General features: G+C 70.5%; 13 protein-coding genes and 1 tRNA gene. 3 read left to right on the forward strand and 11 right to left on the reverse strand.

Annotated elements, in window-relative coordinates; all coding sequences use genetic code 11:
- Positions 1 to 32: 32 nt before the first annotated feature.
- The 4 genes from ACFCZ1_RS20615 to ACFCZ1_RS20630 form a co-directional block, all read right to left on the reverse strand.
- Positions 33 to 105, reverse strand: a tRNA-His gene (locus tag ACFCZ1_RS20615).
- 95 nt (positions 106 to 200) lie between these two features.
- Complete coding sequence (orn, locus tag ACFCZ1_RS20620) at positions 201 to 803, reverse strand: oligoribonuclease (protein WP_376679711.1); 603 nt, start codon at positions 801 to 803, stop codon at positions 201 to 203.
- 210 nt (positions 804 to 1,013) lie between these two features.
- Positions 1,014 to 2,186 (reverse strand): helix-turn-helix domain-containing protein, encoded by a 1,173-nt coding sequence (locus ACFCZ1_RS20625; RefSeq protein WP_376679712.1) that lies wholly within the window; start codon positions 2,184 to 2,186, stop codon positions 1,014 to 1,016.
- A gap of 376 nt (positions 2,187 to 2,562) precedes the next feature.
- A complete protein-coding gene (locus ACFCZ1_RS20630; RefSeq protein ID WP_376679713.1) occupies positions 2,563 to 2,844 on the reverse strand; it encodes a hypothetical protein in 282 nt (93 codons plus the stop codon).
- Positions 2,845 to 3,336: 492 nt separating this feature from the next.
- Between ACFCZ1_RS20630 and ACFCZ1_RS20635 the strand changes: the two genes are divergently transcribed.
- Together ACFCZ1_RS20635 and ACFCZ1_RS20640 are read left to right on the forward strand one after the other, a co-directional pair.
- Positions 3,337 to 3,870 carry a universal stress protein gene (locus ACFCZ1_RS20635; RefSeq protein WP_376679714.1) on the forward strand — a complete coding sequence of 178 codons (534 nt, stop codon included), beginning with the start codon at positions 3,337 to 3,339 and terminating at the stop codon, positions 3,868 to 3,870.
- Positions 3,871 to 3,967: 97 nt separating this feature from the next.
- Positions 3,968 to 4,534 carry an acetate uptake transporter gene (locus ACFCZ1_RS20640; RefSeq protein ID WP_376679715.1) on the forward strand — a complete coding sequence of 189 codons (567 nt, stop codon included), beginning with the start codon at positions 3,968 to 3,970 and terminating at the stop codon, positions 4,532 to 4,534.
- Positions 4,535 to 4,600: 66 nt separating this feature from the next.
- On the opposite strand, the gene glmS is transcribed toward ACFCZ1_RS20640, so the two are convergent.
- From glmS to ACFCZ1_RS20655, 3 genes are all read right to left on the reverse strand, one after another.
- On the reverse strand, positions 4,601 to 6,418 hold the full coding sequence (gene glmS / locus ACFCZ1_RS20645) for a glutamine--fructose-6-phosphate transaminase (isomerizing) (protein ID WP_376679716.1): 1,818 nt from the start codon (positions 6,416 to 6,418) through the stop codon (positions 4,601 to 4,603).
- Between the two features lie 72 nt (positions 6,419 to 6,490).
- Positions 6,491 to 6,766, reverse strand: coding sequence for a hypothetical protein (locus ACFCZ1_RS20650; protein ID WP_376679717.1), 276 nt, complete (start codon positions 6,764 to 6,766; stop codon positions 6,491 to 6,493).
- 98 nt (positions 6,767 to 6,864) lie between these two features.
- Positions 6,865 to 7,755, reverse strand: a complete 891-nt coding sequence (locus ACFCZ1_RS20655) for a DUF4429 domain-containing protein (protein ID WP_376679718.1) — start codon at positions 7,753 to 7,755, stop codon at positions 6,865 to 6,867.
- Between the two features lie 52 nt (positions 7,756 to 7,807).
- Here ACFCZ1_RS20655 and ACFCZ1_RS20660 point away from each other — a divergent pair, with 52 nt between their 5' ends.
- Positions 7,808 to 9,406 (forward strand): beta-N-acetylhexosaminidase, encoded by a 1,599-nt coding sequence (locus ACFCZ1_RS20660; protein WP_376679719.1) that lies wholly within the window; start codon positions 7,808 to 7,810, stop codon positions 9,404 to 9,406.
- A 355-nt stretch (positions 9,407 to 9,761) separates the two neighbouring features.
- On the opposite strand, the gene ACFCZ1_RS20665 is transcribed toward ACFCZ1_RS20660, so the two are convergent.
- From ACFCZ1_RS20665 to ACFCZ1_RS20680, 4 genes are read right to left on the reverse strand one after another with little or no spacing between them, the layout of a single operon-like run.
- Positions 9,762 to 11,543, reverse strand: a complete 1,782-nt coding sequence (locus ACFCZ1_RS20665; protein WP_376679720.1) for an IucA/IucC family protein — start codon at positions 11,541 to 11,543, stop codon at positions 9,762 to 9,764.
- Complete coding sequence (locus tag ACFCZ1_RS20670; protein ID WP_376679721.1) at positions 11,540 to 12,118, reverse strand: GNAT family N-acetyltransferase; 579 nt, start codon at positions 12,116 to 12,118, stop codon at positions 11,540 to 11,542. Before ACFCZ1_RS20670 ends, ACFCZ1_RS20665 begins: the two co-directional genes overlap by 4 nt.
- Positions 12,115 to 13,416, reverse strand: coding sequence for a lysine N(6)-hydroxylase/L-ornithine N(5)-oxygenase family protein (locus ACFCZ1_RS20675; RefSeq protein ID WP_376679722.1), 1,302 nt, complete (start codon positions 13,414 to 13,416; stop codon positions 12,115 to 12,117). The genes ACFCZ1_RS20670 and ACFCZ1_RS20675 overlap by 4 nt, the downstream gene beginning before the upstream one ends.
- Positions 13,400 to 14,890 carry a pyridoxal phosphate-dependent decarboxylase family protein gene (locus ACFCZ1_RS20680; RefSeq protein WP_376679723.1) on the reverse strand — a complete coding sequence of 497 codons (1,491 nt, stop codon included), beginning with the start codon at positions 14,888 to 14,890 and terminating at the stop codon, positions 13,400 to 13,402. The genes ACFCZ1_RS20675 and ACFCZ1_RS20680 overlap by 17 nt, the downstream gene beginning before the upstream one ends.
- Positions 14,891 to 14,967 lie beyond the last annotated feature (77 nt).

Raw genomic sequence — 14,967 nt, forward strand, 5'->3', positions numbered from 1 at the left:
GTCCGCTTTCGCGGACCGGGGCCCTCTCGCAGGGTGAGTGACGGGACTTGAACCCGCGGCCACCTGGACCACAACCAGGTGCTCTACCAACTGAGCTACACCCACCATGTCCGGTCGGAGAACCGACCGGCCGAAGAAAAGGGTACAGGGTCCGGGAGGGTGCTCGCTCCCCCCTTGTCGCCGCCCCCGCTCCGGGGTGGCTATTCGGCGGGCAGGACGTACTTGGCGGCGATGGCCCGAGCGGTGTCCGAGTCGGGTCCGGGCTGCGGAACGAAGACCGCCTCCCGGTAGTAGCGCAGCTCGGCGATGGACTCCTTGATGTCCGCGAGCGCCCGGTGGTTGCCGTTCTTCGGGGGGCTGTTGAAGTACGCCCGCGGGTACCAGCGGCGCGCCAGCTCCTTGACCGAGGACACGTCCACGATCCGGTAGTGCATGTAGCTCTCCAGCGCGGCCATGTCGCGCAGCAGGAAGCCGCGGTCGGTGCCGACCGAGTTCCCGCACAGCGGGGCCTTGCGGGGTTCCTTGACGTGTTCCCGTACGTACGCCAGGACCTGGGCCTCGGCGTCGGCGAGGGTGGTTCCGCCGGCCAGCTCGTCCAGCAGCCCGGAGGCGGTGTGCATCTCGCGCACCACGTCGGGCATGGTCTCCAGGGCGGCGTCCGGCGGGCGGATCACGATGTCCACGCCGTCGCCGAGCACGTTGAGCTCCGAGTCGGTGACCAGTGCGGCCACCTCGATAAGTGCGTCGTCCGTCAACGAGAGCCCGGTCATCTCGCAGTCGATCCACACCATGCGATCGTTCATGTGTCCCACCTTATGCGGTACCTGGGATCCCGGGCGCTGATCGCACATCACCGGCCACACCTCACCGGCCACACCTCACCGGCCACACCTCACGGGTCGCACCTGGACGATCACGCAAGGACGATCACGCAAGGACGATCACGCAAGCGGAAGGTCCCCCATCGGCGGCGACCGATGGAGGACCTTCTTCGCCGGCTGTCGCCGGGAGCGTTACGCGTGTTCCCGCAGGACCCGGCCGGGGGCGTAGAGCTCGGTCACCGTCGGGCCCGTGGCGGCCAGGGCCGCCGCCGCCCGCTGGGGCTGCGCAGTCCGCTGGTGCGGGAGCGGGCTCTCCGAGAGCTGGGACACCTGGGCCACGTCGGCCTGCGGCCGCCGTGCCCGGTAGGCGGACCGGTATGCGGCCGGGGAGGACCCCAGCTGCCGCCGGAAGTGCCCGCGCAGGGCGACCGGCGACCGGAACCCGCAGCGGCCGGCGACCTCGTCGACCGAGTAGTCGGAGGTCTCCAGCAGCCGCTGTGCCTGGAGCACCCGCTGGGTGATCAGCCACTGGAGCGGCGCGCTGCCGGTCAGCGAGCGGAACCGGCGGTCGAAGGTGCGCCTGCTCATGTAGGCGCGGGCCGCCAGGGTCTCCACGTCGAACTGCTCGTGGAGGTGTTCCAGCGCCCAGGCGACGACCTCGGCCAGCGGGTCGGCGCCGATCTCCTCCGGCAGCGACCGGTCGAGATAGCGCTCCTGGCCGCCGGTGCGGCGCGGCGGTACGACGAGCCGGCGGGCCAGGGCCCCGGCCGCCTCACTGCCGTGGTCCGTCCGCACGATGTGCAGGCACAGGTCGATTCCGGCCGCCGTACCGGCGGACGTGAGCACGTCGCCGTCGTCGACGAACAGTTCGCGCGGATCGACGTGGACGGACGGGTACCGCTTGGCCAGCGTCGGCGCGTACATCCAGTGCGTCGTCGCGGGCCGGCCGTCCAGCAGACCGGCGGCGGCGAGCACGAAGGCTCCCGTGCACAGTCCGACGATCCGGGCTCCCTCCTCGTGCGCCAGACGCAGTGCGTCGAGCGCCTCGGGGGGCGGTGGTGAAGTGATGGAACGCCACGCGGGCACGACGACCGTGCCTGCCCGGGCGATCGCCTCCAACCCGTACGGCGCGGTCAGTTCGAGTCCGCCGGTGGTCCTGAGCGGACCGTCCTCACCGGCGCACACGAGCAATCGGTAGCGTGGAACTCCCGCGTCCTGCCGGTCAATGCCGAACACGGAAAGTGGAATGGAGCTCTCGAAGATCGGTCCGCCGCTGAAGAGCAGCACCGCGACGATCTCCCTGCGGCGACGCCCCGCGAGCTTCCGGCCGGCGTCTGCGACGACGGCGGTGGAATCCTGGCTCATGGCGCTAAGCCCCCCTTGGGTGTCGCGACTCCTTGGTCTGGTCGCACCTGCACGTTTCCCCTCGGCCTTGCACGTGGATCCCCCGCCGTAAATACATGATCGAATCTACTGCGTCCCGTGGTGTCGGCGTGACAAGTTCAGCACGCAGCGCTATATCGACTTCTCAACTTGGCGAAAAGCATTCGATCAGGAAGCGTTCCGCTCCGCTACCTGCCGGAGGTGCGTTCCCTCCGGCCGTGGCCAGTACGCGTAGGGTCGAGGCACCCCCCGGCGCCTGTCGTCGCTGGTGGTGGGGGCGTTGGGGGGACATTCCGGCAAGGGGGGCACCCTGTCGGGAAGTTGGCTGAAAACATGCGGGTGTGGGTGTGCGAATGAGTCAGTCGTGCGGGAGTGCGGGCTCAGAACCGCCGCACACCCGGCGAGTCCCGGACCTGCCGCGCGAGTGCCGGCCCCGGTGGCCGGACGGAATCCGCTCCGCCGTCCGGACCGGGGCCGTGGCCGTGGCCCGCCCGGCCCTCTCCGACTGGCGCAGCAGTGCCCGGCACGCGGCCGTGACCGCGAGCAGGCCGAGGGTGGCGGCGGTCGCGCCGCCGAAGGAGGTTCCGTGGACGACGAGGACCACGGGGACCAGCAGGCAGCTGAAGGCGGCCCAGCGCACGACGTCACCCGCGGGGTCGTCATGACGGCGCCCGGCGGGACGCACGGACGGGTGAAGTGGGGGGCGTGCCGAGGCGGGGAATTGCGGGAGGGTGTCGGCGTAGTGGATGGACTGCGTCGGCTGAGCTGGCTGGACGGGGTGAACCGGATGGCCGGGCACGGCGTACTCCCTGCGGGCTCTTACCTGGAGGTCGGTCGCCTGTCCAACGCCGGCGGGCCGGGCTCGGTCACTGCGCGCACGGGTGGCTCCGGGCCGGATCGTCACTGGCTGTAGGGGACAGCGGACATTGCCAAGGCGCGCTCGCTCCGGCATGCTCCCTGGGACGCTCTCCCGGTGCGGCAAGCCCTGGGCTGCCCTGTGCAGGACAGGAGTGTCGCCGTACCCTGGTGGGTATGGGCTTGGGAAGATGCTTCCCGGACAGAGCTCCGTTACCCAGCGTCGCCGAAATTCGCCCCTGTTGCTTCCTCCAAGGACCTCTTCGCCGAGACACCCATGGCCGGTCACGAATTCTCCGATCCCGCGGACCGCAAGCGCAAACGCCTCGCCGACCCCGCGTCGGCCGCCGATCTGCGCGCGGTGGAACAGACACGCCAGCACTGCGATCCGGCCTTCCGGCACGGGGTCGTTGTGGGATTCGACGGATCCACGTCCAGCGAGCGCGCCCTCGCGTACGCGATCGGCATGGCCCGCCGCTCCGGATCCGGTCTGATCATCGTCCATGTCGCGAACCGGCTGCCCACCACCGTGTGGGCCGGCTGTGAGCCGCCGGTGTTCGTCGACGTTCCGGACCACCGCACCGAGGTGCTCGGGCTGGAACTGGCCTGTGCGGACTACCTGTCCGAGGTGCCGTGGATCCTGGTCGAGCGGGGCGGGGACATCTGCCACGAGCTGGAGGAGGTCGGCCGGGAGTACTCGGCCGACGCCATCGTCGTCGGGTCCACGCACGGGATCGTGGGCCGGATCTTCGGCTCGGTGGCGGGCCGGTTGGCCAAGCGCGCACAGCGACCGGTTGTTGTGGTTCCGTGACCGGTTGTTAATCGATTGTGCGGTTGTGCACCCGTGTAAAGGGTAGATAAATGCTGCTGGGACGCAGCAAACAACTGCAGATCGAAGGGAGCCCGCCGTGGACAATGGTGTCTCTGCGGGAAGCACGGCCTCGACTTCGACCCTCGGGAACATCGCCCTGGGTCTGACCCTTCTCGCATTCGGTATCGGCCACACCGGTGTCATCGACGGCGTGACCGCTGCCAGTTCCGTATCGCTCGCGATGTACGTCGGCGGCGTCGCCCTCTTCCTCCTCGGGCTCCTGGAGTACCGCGGCGGCAGCGGGTTCAACGGCACCGCGTTCGCGGGCCTCGGCATCTTCTGGTTCACGTGGGCCAAGGGCGCGGGAGCTTCGGTCTCCGACGAAGCCGCCGGAGCGTTTCTTGTCCTCTTCGCGCTGCTCGCACTGACCCTCACGGTCGCCGCCGCGAGCGGTCTGTTCAGCCAGGGCGTCTACGCCCTGCTGACCCTGTCCCTGCTCCTGCTGGCGATAGGCGCCTTCGCGGACAGCGGCGGTCTCGCCAAGGCCGGCGGCTGGGTCGCCGCCGTGTCCGGCCTGCTGGCCTGGTACGGGGCCACGGCGGCCCTGGCGCACTGGCCGATGGCCGTCGGCAAGGCGCGGCGCGGCGCGGTCGCCGCGGGCTGAGCACCATGTGACGAACCCCCGTGCGCGGTGCGCACGGGGGTTCGTCACATGGTGGGGGCGGTCCGGCTACTCGACGGTGACCGACTTCGCCAGGTTGCGCGGCTTGTCGATGTCCCGGCCCATGGCCAGGGCCGTGTGGTACGCCAGCAGCTGGAGCGGGATGCCCATCAGGATCGGGTCCAGCTCGTCCTCGTTCTTCGGGACCACGATGGTGTGGTCCGCCTTCTCCTGCTCGCGGTGGGCGACCGCCAGGATCCGGCCGCTGCGGGCCTTGATCTCCTCCAGCGCCGCGCGGTTCTTCTCCAGCAGGTCGTCGTCCGGGACGATCGCGACCGTCGGCAGCGAGGGCTCGATCAGCGCCAGCGGACCGTGCTTGAGCTCGGAGGCCGGGTAGGCCTCGGCGTGGATGTAGGAGATCTCCTTGAGCTTCAGGGAGGCCTCCAGCGCCACCGGGTAACCGCGCACCCGGCCGATGAACATCATCGACTTGGCCTCGGCGAACTCGGCCGCCAGCTTCTTGATGTCCTCTTCGCCGTCGAGGATCTCCTGGATCTGCGCGGGCAGCTTGCGCAGGCCCTCGATGATCCGCTTGCCGTCGGTGACCGACAGGTCCCGGATGCGGCCCAGGTGCACGGCGAGCAGCGCGAACGCCACGACCGTGTTGGTGAAGCACTTGGTGGAGACGACGCAGACCTCGGGGCCGGCGTGCACGTACACGCCGCCGTCGGCCTCGCGCGCGATCGCCGAGCCGACCACGTTGACCACGCCGAGGACGCGGGCGCCCTTGCGCTTGAGCTCCTGCACGGCCGCGAGCACGTCGTACGTCTCACCGGACTGGGAGACCGCGATGTACAGGGTGTCGGGGTCCACGACCGGGTTGCGGTAGCGGAACTCGGAGGCCGGCTCGGCGTCCGCGGGGATCCGGGCCATGCCCTCGATGAGGCCGGCGCCGATGAGGCCCGCGTGGTACGAGGTACCGCAGCCCAGGATCTTGACCCGGCGGATGCCGCGCGCCTCGCGCGGGTCCAGGTTCAGGCCGCCCAGGTGGACGGTGTTGAAGCGGTCGTCGATCCGGCCGCGCAGCACGCGGTCGACCGCGTCGGGCTGCTCGGAGATCTCCTTGTGCATGTAGGTGTCGTGACCGCCCATGTCGTACGAGGCGGCCTCCCACTCCACGGTCTCCGGGGTGGCGGTGGTCGTCGTACCGCTGGTGGTGTACGTGCGGAAGTCGTCGGCCTTGAGGGTGGCCATCTCGCCGTCGTTGAGGGTGACGACCTGGCGGGTGTGGGCGATCAGCGCGGCGACGTCGGAGGCGACGAGCATCTCCTTCTCGCCGATGCCGAGGATGACCGGGGAGCCGTTGCGGGCGACCACGATGCGGTCGGCGAAGTCGGCGTGCATCACGGCGATGCCGTAGGTGCCCTCGATGACCTTGAGCGCCTCGCGGACCTTCTCCTCGAGGGTGTCGGCCTGGGCGCGGGCGATCAGGTGGGTGATCACCTCGGTGTCGGTCTCGGAGGCGAAGACCACGCCCTCGGCCTCCAGCTTGGCGCGCAGTTCGGAGGCGTTGTCGACGATGCCGTTGTGGACGACGGCGACCTTGTTCTCGGGGTCCAGGTGCGGGTGCGAGTTGACGTCGCTGGGGGCGCCGTGGGTGGCCCAGCGGGTGTGGGCGATGCCGGTGGTGCCGGCGAAGCGCTTGGGGACGCGGGACTCCAGCTCGCGGACCCGTCCCTTGGCCTTGACCGCCTTGAGGGCGGCGGCCTTCGGGCTGTTGACGACGATGCCCGCGGAGTCGTATCCGCGGTACTCCAGCCGCTGCAGGCCTTCCAGCAGCAGCGGTGCCACGTCACGCTTGCCGATGTAACCGACGATTCCACACATACGGTCCTGCCCCTCCTGATGTTCGGTTCCTGTGCTCGTCCGCGGCCGCGTGCGGCGGCCGCCGGCGGCCGCTCAGCCGTAGACGATGCGGCGCAGTTGCCGGAGCGAGAGCTCCGCGGGCGCCACGGCGCGGTGCGGCAGCTCGGCCGCGATCCGCTCGAAGATCTCCGTGTTCACCGCTCCGCCGGACTGCAGTTCCCGGTGGCGGCGGCGCACGAACTCCTCGGTCGTCTCGTCGAAGTACGCGAGCACGTCGAGTACCACCCGGGCGGCCTCGCCGCGCTGCAGCGCGGTGCTGCGCACCAGGTGGTCGACGAGGTCGTCATGCGACGGGCGGCGATCGAGCACCCGTAGATACTGGCGGGTGGAGGCGCCGAATGCAAAAGATCCTGCCCGAATCCGGGCAGGATCCTTCTGGTATGGACCAGCGGAATGGATGGATCCGGTCAGAAACGCCGCAAAACGGCCTGCTTGGCGGCCGCGAACTCCTCGGCCGTGAGGATCCCCGTCTGATGCAGCTCGCCGAGATCACGCAGGCGGCGCAGGAGGGTGTCGTGGTCCGCCGGGGTCTCCTCCGGCGGCGCCGCGGCCGCGCTGAGCACGGTGACCGCGGCCGGGGCGCCGTCGGCGGCGGCCGCCCCCGGGTGGGGCAGCCGCAGCGCCACCGCCGCCGCGACCAGGGCCATCAGCGGGTCGTTCTTGAAGCCGAAGAGCTCCACCGTGAAGGGGTCGTACTTGGGCGCGGCGGCCGACGCGACGCCCGCCGGGACGAAGCGCAGCCAGCCGTTGCTCAGCCCCTTGGACGGACACCACTCCACCGTCCGGAGGTCGGCCAGCCCGAAGCCGCGCGTCCCTCCGGACCGCTTGGCCTCCTCGGCCGTCCAGTTCCACTCCAGGGTCACCCGGTCCCCGTCGAAGGCCACGGTCCCGTCGCCCGCGGCCACGGTGAGCGGCACCGCGGGGCCCGGCAGCAGGTACTCCCGGGTGGGCCCGGTGTCCACCTGCTCCAGCAGCAGCGCGCTGCGGACCTCGTCGACGAAGTACTCCGCCACCCCGGCCCGGTCCTGCTCCACGGTCAGCCGGTACGGGTCGGAGGCCTCCGGCAGCCGCCCGGCGGTCACCTGGAGCAGCGGATCCGCACCGTCACGCAGCCGTAGTCGCAGCCGGCCCGCCTTGCGCCCCGGTTCGAAGCTGATCCCGGCCAGCGCGCGCAGCGGTACGGCCACCTCGCCGAGCGTCTGGCGCAAGGGGCCCACCCCCTTGTCGCGGCCCGGCACGATGCGCACCACGTCCCCGTCGAAGGTCCAAGTGCCGTCCTTCTGGATGATTTCCGCCATCCGATGATTCTCGCACCGGCCAGGACGGCCCACTTGGCCTATACCTGGCCTCATGAGAGTCCTGCGACGCGCGCTCGGCACCCTCCTCGTCCTCGGCGCCCTCGGTGTCCCCGTCTCGTGTACCGACGCCCGCGGTGAGGACGCCGGAGCCGGCGACGATCCCCCCGCCGTGCCGGCCCCCTTCGAACGGCTGCTGCCGGCGCCCGTCTCCGCACGCGCCGAAGGCCCCGGGTACGCCGTCGGGCCGGGCACGGTCATCCGTACCGGCCCGGGACGGGACGCGGAGGTCCGGCGGGTCGGCGAACTCCTCGCGGAGCAGCTGCGCGGCCCGAGCGGGCTGCCGCTGCCCGTGGTCGGCGGGGCCGGCGGGGCCGGCGGGGACGGGATCCGGCTGCGGATCGACGAGGAGACCGAGGGGGTCGGCGACGAGGGTTACCGGCTGGAGTCCGGCCCGGACGGGATCACCCTCGCCGCACGGACCCCGGCCGGGCTGTTCCACGCGGGACAGACGCTGCGCCAGCTGCTGCCGGTGGCGGGCCCCGGGACGGTGCCGGGCGGGACGGTCACCGACCGGCCGAGGTTCGCGTACCGCGGGGCGATGGTGGACGTCGCGCGGCACTTCTTCACGGTGGAGCAGGTGAAGAGGTACGTCGACCAGATCGCCCAGTACAAGGTCAACACCCTGCACGTGCACCTGACCGACGACCAGGGGTGGCGCCTGGCGGTCGACTCCTGGCCGCGGCTGGCGGAGTACGGCGGCGCCAGCGAGGTCGGCGGCGGCCCCGGCGGCCACTGGACGAAGGACGAGTACCGGGAACTCGTCGCGTACGCGGGGCGGCGGTACGTCGACGTGGTCCCGGAGATCGACATGCCGGGGCACGTGAACGCGGCGCTCGCCTCCTACGCGGAGCTGAACTGCGACGGGAAGGCCCCCGAGCGGTACACGGGGGTCAAGGTCGGCTTCAGCTCGCTGTGCGTCGGCAAGGAGCGGACGTACGAGTTCATCGACCAGGTGCTCGGTGAGCTGGCGGAGCTGACGCCCGGCCGCTACCTGCACATCGGAGGCGACGAGGCGCACTCGACGCCCGCCGCGGACTACGCGGCCTTCATGGACCGGGCGCAGGCGGTGGTGGGCCGGTACGGGAAGAGGGTGGTGGCCTGGCACCAGCTGGCGGCGGCCCGTCCGGCGCCGGACGCGGTGCTGCAGTACTGGGGCCACGACCGCACCCCGGCGGCGGACAGGACACGGGTGGCGACGGCGGCCGGGGCGGGCCACCCGCTGATCCTGTCCCCGGCGGACCGGCTGTACCTGGACATGAAGTACGACACCACGACCAAGCCGGGCCTGGCCTGGGCGGGCTACGTCCCGGTGCGCAGGGCGTACGACTGGGACCCGGGCTCCTACCTGCCCGGCGTCCCGGAATCCGCGGTCCTGGGCGTGGAGGCCCCGCTGTGGACGGAGACCGTCGCGACGCGCGCCGACTGGGAGTTCATGGCCTTCCCCCGGCTCCTGGGCCTGGCGGAACTGGGCTGGTCCCCGGCGGCCGCCCTCGACTGGACGTCGTACAGCCGCCGCCTGGCGGCCCAGGCACCCCGCCTGGAGGCGCAGGGCATCGGCTACCACCGGGCGCCGGACGTGCCCTGGTCCTAGGGGTGTCCGGCTGATCAGCCGTGGCGCCGGTGGCCGCGACGGAGGCTCCCGCGGTGTGGACGGATCCGCTCGACGCGGCACGCGAGGCGGCCGAGGCGCGGGCGGCGGAGTTCCGCGGCCGGGCCTGACGGCGTGCCACGGGAGCAGTGCCGTCAGCGGGCAAGGGCCAGGGCGAGGCCGGCGCCTCCACCCGACGGCGGGTACCCGGGGGTGGCCCCGGCGAGCGTTCCGCGACGGGGAAACACGCGGGGCGTGTCCGCGAAGAGGGCCGGTCAGGGCTTCGCGGACACGCCCCGCGTGCGGAAGGGGCGGGGTTCCGGGGGGACCGTACCCGCAGGAGTGCCCGCCCCCTCGTTCACCGCCGGGCGAAGGCCGCGACGGGGTTCTTGAGGGTGCCGATCAGCTGGAGGGCCGCCGACGGGTCGGCGAGGTCGACCATCTGCTTGTTGTCGCGCAGCTGGAGGCGGTTCAGGCAGGACAGCTGGAACTCGTCCGCGAACAGGTCGTAGCGGGCGAAGCGGTCCGCGAGGGCCGGTACGGAGTCCTGGTACGCGTGGGCGCAGTCCGCGACCGCCCGCCAGAAGGTGTCCTCCTCGCAGATGCCCTCCGTGACGAGGATCGGGCCGAGGAAGCGGAAGAAGCAGTCGAAGACGTCCGTGAAGACCGACAGCAGCTTCATGTCCTCCGGGATGTCCGCCCGGACCCGCTCGACCGCCGGGGGCAGGACCGCGTCCGGGTCCATGACCACGATCTCCTCGGCGATGTCCTTGAAGATCGCCCGCTTCACCACGCCGCCCTCGATGACGAGGATCGTGTTCTCGCCGTGCGGCATGTACGCGAGGTCGTACTGGTAGAAGCAGTGCAGGAGGGGGACCAGGTAGGCGCGGAGGTAGGACGCCAGCCACTCGGACGGGGTCAGGCCCGACTCCTCGATCAGGGCGCCGACGAAGGACTTGCCCTCGGCGTCCACGTGGAGGAGCGAGGCCATCGTGGCCAGCCGCTCGTCGCCCCGCAGCGAGTTCACGGGGGACTCGCGCCACAGCGCGGCCAGCATCTTGCGGTACGGGCTGTACCGGTCGGTGGCGCGCTCGTACTGGCGGTGGTGGTAGCCGATCGCCGCCCGCTCGCGGATGATCGAGAAGTCGACGGACCGCAGGACGGGGTCCGACTCGATCAGCTGGTGGAGCCAGTCGTTGATGGCCGGGGTGGCCTCCATGTACGCGGCCGACAGACCGCGCATGAAGCCCATGTTGAGGACCGAGATGGCCGTCTTGACGTAGTGCTTCGTCGGCGTGGTGGTGTTGAAGAACGTGCGGATGGACTGCTGTGCGAGGTACGCGTCCTCGCCCTCCCCCAGCAGGACCAGGCGGCGGCCCGCGATCTCGGCGGCGAAGGTGACCGTCGTCTTGTTCCACCACTGCCAGGGATGGACGGGCAGGAGGTGGTAGTCCGCCAGGTCCAGGCCCAGGGACCGCATCTTCGAGGAGAAGAGCGCGAGGGTGCCCTCGCCCAGCTCGGCGTGCATGAACGCGTCGTGGTCCAGGCCCGCGCCCGCCGTGAAGGTGGAGACGTCCTTGCGGGCGGCGACCCACACCAGGTGGACCGGGCTCGCCGCCTCGGGGGCGTACGACAGGTACTCGTGCACGCCGAAGCCGAGCCGGCCGTTGTTGGCGACGAAGCAGGGGTGGCCCTCGGTCATGCCGGTCTCGATGTCCTGGAACGAGGACTTCGCGAGGACGGCCGAGGAGACCTGCGGTTTCGTGTACTTGAAGCCCGAGCCCGCCAGGGTGGAGGAGATCTCCTCCAGGTAGACCGGCAGGACCTCCGCACTCAGCCCCAGGGCCTCGCGCATCTCGATGTGGAAGTCGAGGGCGTCCAGCGGGAGCTCGGCGCCGCCCTTCCGGCGGGTGATCGAGGACTCGTCCACCGCCCAGTGGTCCAGGGCGTGGAGCTGCGCCGTGAAGCGGTACTCGACCGAGCCGTCGTCACTCAGGACCGCGTACGTCGAGTCGCCGAGCGGTTTCGGGGTCAGCAGGCGCTCGTGCGAGAACTCCGCGAGGGCCTTGCGGACCAGGGCGCGGCTGGCGCGGGCCCACAGCTCCGGGGAGAGGTGGGAGACGGCGTCGGCGAGGCTCATATCGACACTTCCTGGGTGGCTTCGAACTGCGCCCGCGTGCAGAAGCTGAGCAGGGCGGTCTTCTCCGGCTTGACGACCTCGCGCTCGGGGACGAAGCCGACCGCCTCGTTCAGGGCGTGGACGGCGGTGTTGCGGACGTCCGGCTCGACGACGACGCGGAGGTTCGCGGGGTCGTCGAAGAGCGAGGCCATCACCGTGGTGATCACGGCGCGGGTGAAGCCGCTGACCGGGGTGTCGGCCGGGGCCACCAGGAAGTGCATGCCGACGTCGCCGGGCCGGGCGTCGTACAGGCCGACCAGCTCCAGTTCGGCGGGGTCGTACGTCTCCATCAGGAAGGCCGGCCGTCCCTCGTGGAGGCCGATGAAGGCCTGGTGGTGCTCGGCCGCGGCGATCCTCATGTACTCGCGCTCGACGTCCGGCAGCGAGGCGTCCTGCATCATCCAGAACGAGGCCTTGGGGTGCGTGACCCATCCGTGCAGGAGCTCCGCGTCCGCGAAGGGGTCCAGGGGGCGGAGGGAGAAGGTCCCGAGCGCCGCGTCGGTGCGGGCGTACAGGACCTCGGAGGTGGTGCTCATGCGTGCGTGCCTTCCGGGGCTGCGAACTGCTGGAACGCGATGGACTTCTCGACCTTGTAGTGCTCGCGGCCGAGGAGCTCACCGACGATGTACGCGTTGCGGTACGCGGCCATGCCCAGGTCGGGCGAGGTGAGGGAGTGGTTGTGGGTCGTGCCGTTCTGCAGGTAGACCTCGCGCCCGGTGGTGTCGACGCTGTAGTTGCGGGCGGCGTCGAGGCGGCCGCGGCCGTCGAAGTTCAGCCGGCCGCGCACGGGGGCGAGGAACTCCGGGACGGGGTGCTTGTAGCCGGTGGCCAGGACCAGGCCCTCGGTCGCGAGGGAGAAGTCCCGCTCCTGTTCCTCCTGGCGCAGGCCCAGGGTGTACGTGCCCGTGGTGGTGTCGTAGGCCGCGCCGTTCAGGGAGGTGTTGGTCAGCAGGGTGGTCGGGACGGCGCCCGGCATGCTGATCCTCTTCTGATAGAGCAGGTCGAAGATGGCGTTGATCAGATCGCCGTCGATGCCCTTGAAGAGGTTCTTCTGCCGGCTCTCCAGCCGGTAGCGGGTGTCCTCGGGGAGGGCGTGGAAGTAGTCCACGTACTCGGGGGAGGTCATCTCCAGCGTCAGCTTCGTGTACTCCAGCGGGAAGAACCGCGGTGAGCGCGTGATCCAGTTGAGCTGGTAGCCGTACGCGTCGATCTCGGCCAGCAGGTCGTAGTAGATCTCGGCGGCGCTCTGCCCGGAGCCGACCAGGGTGATCGACTTCTTCTTCTGCAGCTCGGCCTTGTGCGTCATGTACGCGGAGTTGTGCAGGAAGTCGCCGCCCAGGCGGGCGCAGGCCTCCGGCACGAAGGGCGTGGTGCCGGTACCGAGGACCAGGCGGCGGGCCCGGTGGGTCTCGCCCCGGTCCGTGTGGACCTCGTAGAGGCCGGCCGCCTCGTCGTGGGTGACCTCGGTGACGGAGGTGGAGTACAGGACGTTGTCGAGCCGGTCGGCGGCCCAGCGGCAGTAGTCGTTGTACTCGGCCCGCAGCGGGTAGAAGTTCTCCCGGATGTAGAAGGAGTACAGCCGGTCCTGGTCCTTCAGGTAGTTCAGGAAGGAGAAGGGCGAGGTCGGGTCGGCGAGGGTGACCAGGTCGGACATGAACGGCGTCTGCAGGTGGGCGCCGTCCAGGAACATTCCGGCGTGCCACTCGAAGTGCGGCTTCGACTCGATGAACAGGCCGTCGAGTTCGCCGATCGGTGCCGTCAGGCAGGCGAGTCCCAGATTGAAGGGACCGAGGCCGATGCCGATGAAGTCGTGGGTCTTAGCGGTGGACGGCAAGGGATTCTCCCAGGAACTGCTCGGCGTGCGAGGCGAGAAGGTCGAGGACGGCCGCGATGTCGGCCGTCGTGGTCTGCGGGTTGAGGAGGGTGAACTTCAGGTACTGGTCCCCGTCGACCCTGGTGCCGGCCACCACCGCCTCGCCGGAGGCGAACAGGGCCTTGCGGGCGTGCAGGTTGGCCTCGTCGACCAGGTCCCCCCGGACCTCGCCCTCCGGGACGTAGCGGAAGACCAGGGTGGAGATCCGGGGCTTGACCACGACCTCGAAGCGCGGGTCGGCGTCGATGAGGTCCCAGCCCGCGGCGGCCAGGTCGACGACCTCGTCGAAGAGCGAGCCGATGCCGTCGGCGCCCATGACGCGCAGGGTCATCCAGAGCTTGAGCGCGTCGAAGCGGCGGGTGGTCTGGATGGACTTGTCGACCTGGTTGGGGATGCTTTCCTCGGCCATCCGGCGCGGGTTGAGGTAGTCCGCGTGGTACGTGGCGTGCCTCAGCGTGTCGCGGTCGCGGACCAGCACGGCGCTGGAACTGACGGGCTGGAAGAAGGACTTGTGGTAGTCGACCGTGACCGAGTCGGCGCGTTCGATGCCGTCGAGGAGGTGCCGCCGGGTGGGGGAGACCAGCAGTCCGCAGCCGTACGCGGCGTCCACGTGCATCCACGCGGAGTGCTCGGCGGCCAGGCGGGCGATCTCGGGGAGCGGGTCGATGGACCCGAAGTCGGTGGTGCCGGCGGTGGCGACGACGGCCATCGGGAAGAGGCCCTCGGCGGCGCACTCCTCCAGCTCCAGGGCGAGCACCGCGGTGTCCATGCGGCGGCTCCGGTCGACCGGGACGGCGATGACGGCCTCGTAGCCGAGTCCGAGCATGGCGGCCGACTTCTGCACGCTGAAGTGGCTGGCCTCGGAGGTGAAGATGCGCAGCTTCGGAAGGAGTTCGGCCTTGGTGAGCTCGCGGCCCTCGTCCATCGCCTGCTTCATGACGATGCGGCAGGCCTCGTCGCGGGCGAGGAGCAGCGCGTGGAAGTTGGACTGGCTGCCGCCGGAGGTGAAGACGCCGTCCGCGCCGGGGCCGAGGCCGATGCGCTGGGCGGTCCAGTCGATGAGGCGGCGCTCGATGAGCGTGCCCCCGATGGACTGGTCCCAGGTGTCGAGCGAGGAGTTGACGGCGGAGAGGACCGCCTCGCCGAGCACCGCGGGGATGACGACCGGGCAGTTGAGGTGGCCGAGGTAGCGCGGGTGGTGGAAGTACACCGCGTCGCGCAGGTAGACGTCCTCCAGCTCGTCGAGGACGGCGGCCGGGTCTTCGAGCGGCTTGTCGAGGTCGATCCCGTTGATGACCGGGGCGAGTTCGTCGACGGAGATGCCGGTGTGGGGACGCTGCGTGCTCGCGAGTTTGGCGGCGACGCGTTCGACTCCCTCGGTGACGGAACGCCGGTAGAGGTCCGCGGTCGTCTCATTCAGCAGATGCGAGCGCATCAACTTTCCTCCGGGCAGGGAGAGCGGGGGGTGGGGTGGCAATACTTAGGTTAGCCTAACCTAAATTCCAGGCCAAA

The organism is Streptomyces sp. NPDC056224 (assembly GCF_042267665.1).
Taxonomy (GTDB): Bacteria; Actinomycetota; Actinomycetes; order Streptomycetales; family Streptomycetaceae; genus Streptomyces.

Coding starts and splice junctions, on each gene's coding strand:
- ACFCZ1_RS20680 (WP_376679723.1), bottom strand. CDS start 14,890: ATGCGCTCGCATCTGCTGAATGAGACGACCGCGGACCTCTACCGGCGT.
- ACFCZ1_RS20635 (WP_376679714.1), top strand. CDS start 3,337: ATGGCCGGTCACGAATTCTCCGATCCCGCGGACCGCAAGCGCAAACGC.
- ACFCZ1_RS20625 (WP_376679712.1), bottom strand. CDS start 2,186: ATGAGCCAGGATTCCACCGCCGTCGTCGCAGACGCCGGCCGGAAGCTC.
- orn (WP_376679711.1), bottom strand. CDS start 803: ATGAACGATCGCATGGTGTGGATCGACTGCGAGATGACCGGGCTCTCG.
- glmS (WP_376679716.1), bottom strand. CDS start 6,418: ATGTGTGGAATCGTCGGTTACATCGGCAAGCGTGACGTGGCACCGCTG.
- ACFCZ1_RS20660 (WP_376679719.1), top strand. CDS start 7,808: ATGAGAGTCCTGCGACGCGCGCTCGGCACCCTCCTCGTCCTCGGCGCC.
- ACFCZ1_RS20665 (WP_376679720.1), bottom strand. CDS start 11,543: ATGAGCCTCGCCGACGCCGTCTCCCACCTCTCCCCGGAGCTGTGGGCC.
- ACFCZ1_RS20655 (WP_376679718.1), bottom strand. CDS start 7,755: ATGGCGGAAATCATCCAGAAGGACGGCACTTGGACCTTCGACGGGGAC.
- ACFCZ1_RS20670 (WP_376679721.1), bottom strand. CDS start 12,118: ATGAGCACCACCTCCGAGGTCCTGTACGCCCGCACCGACGCGGCGCTC.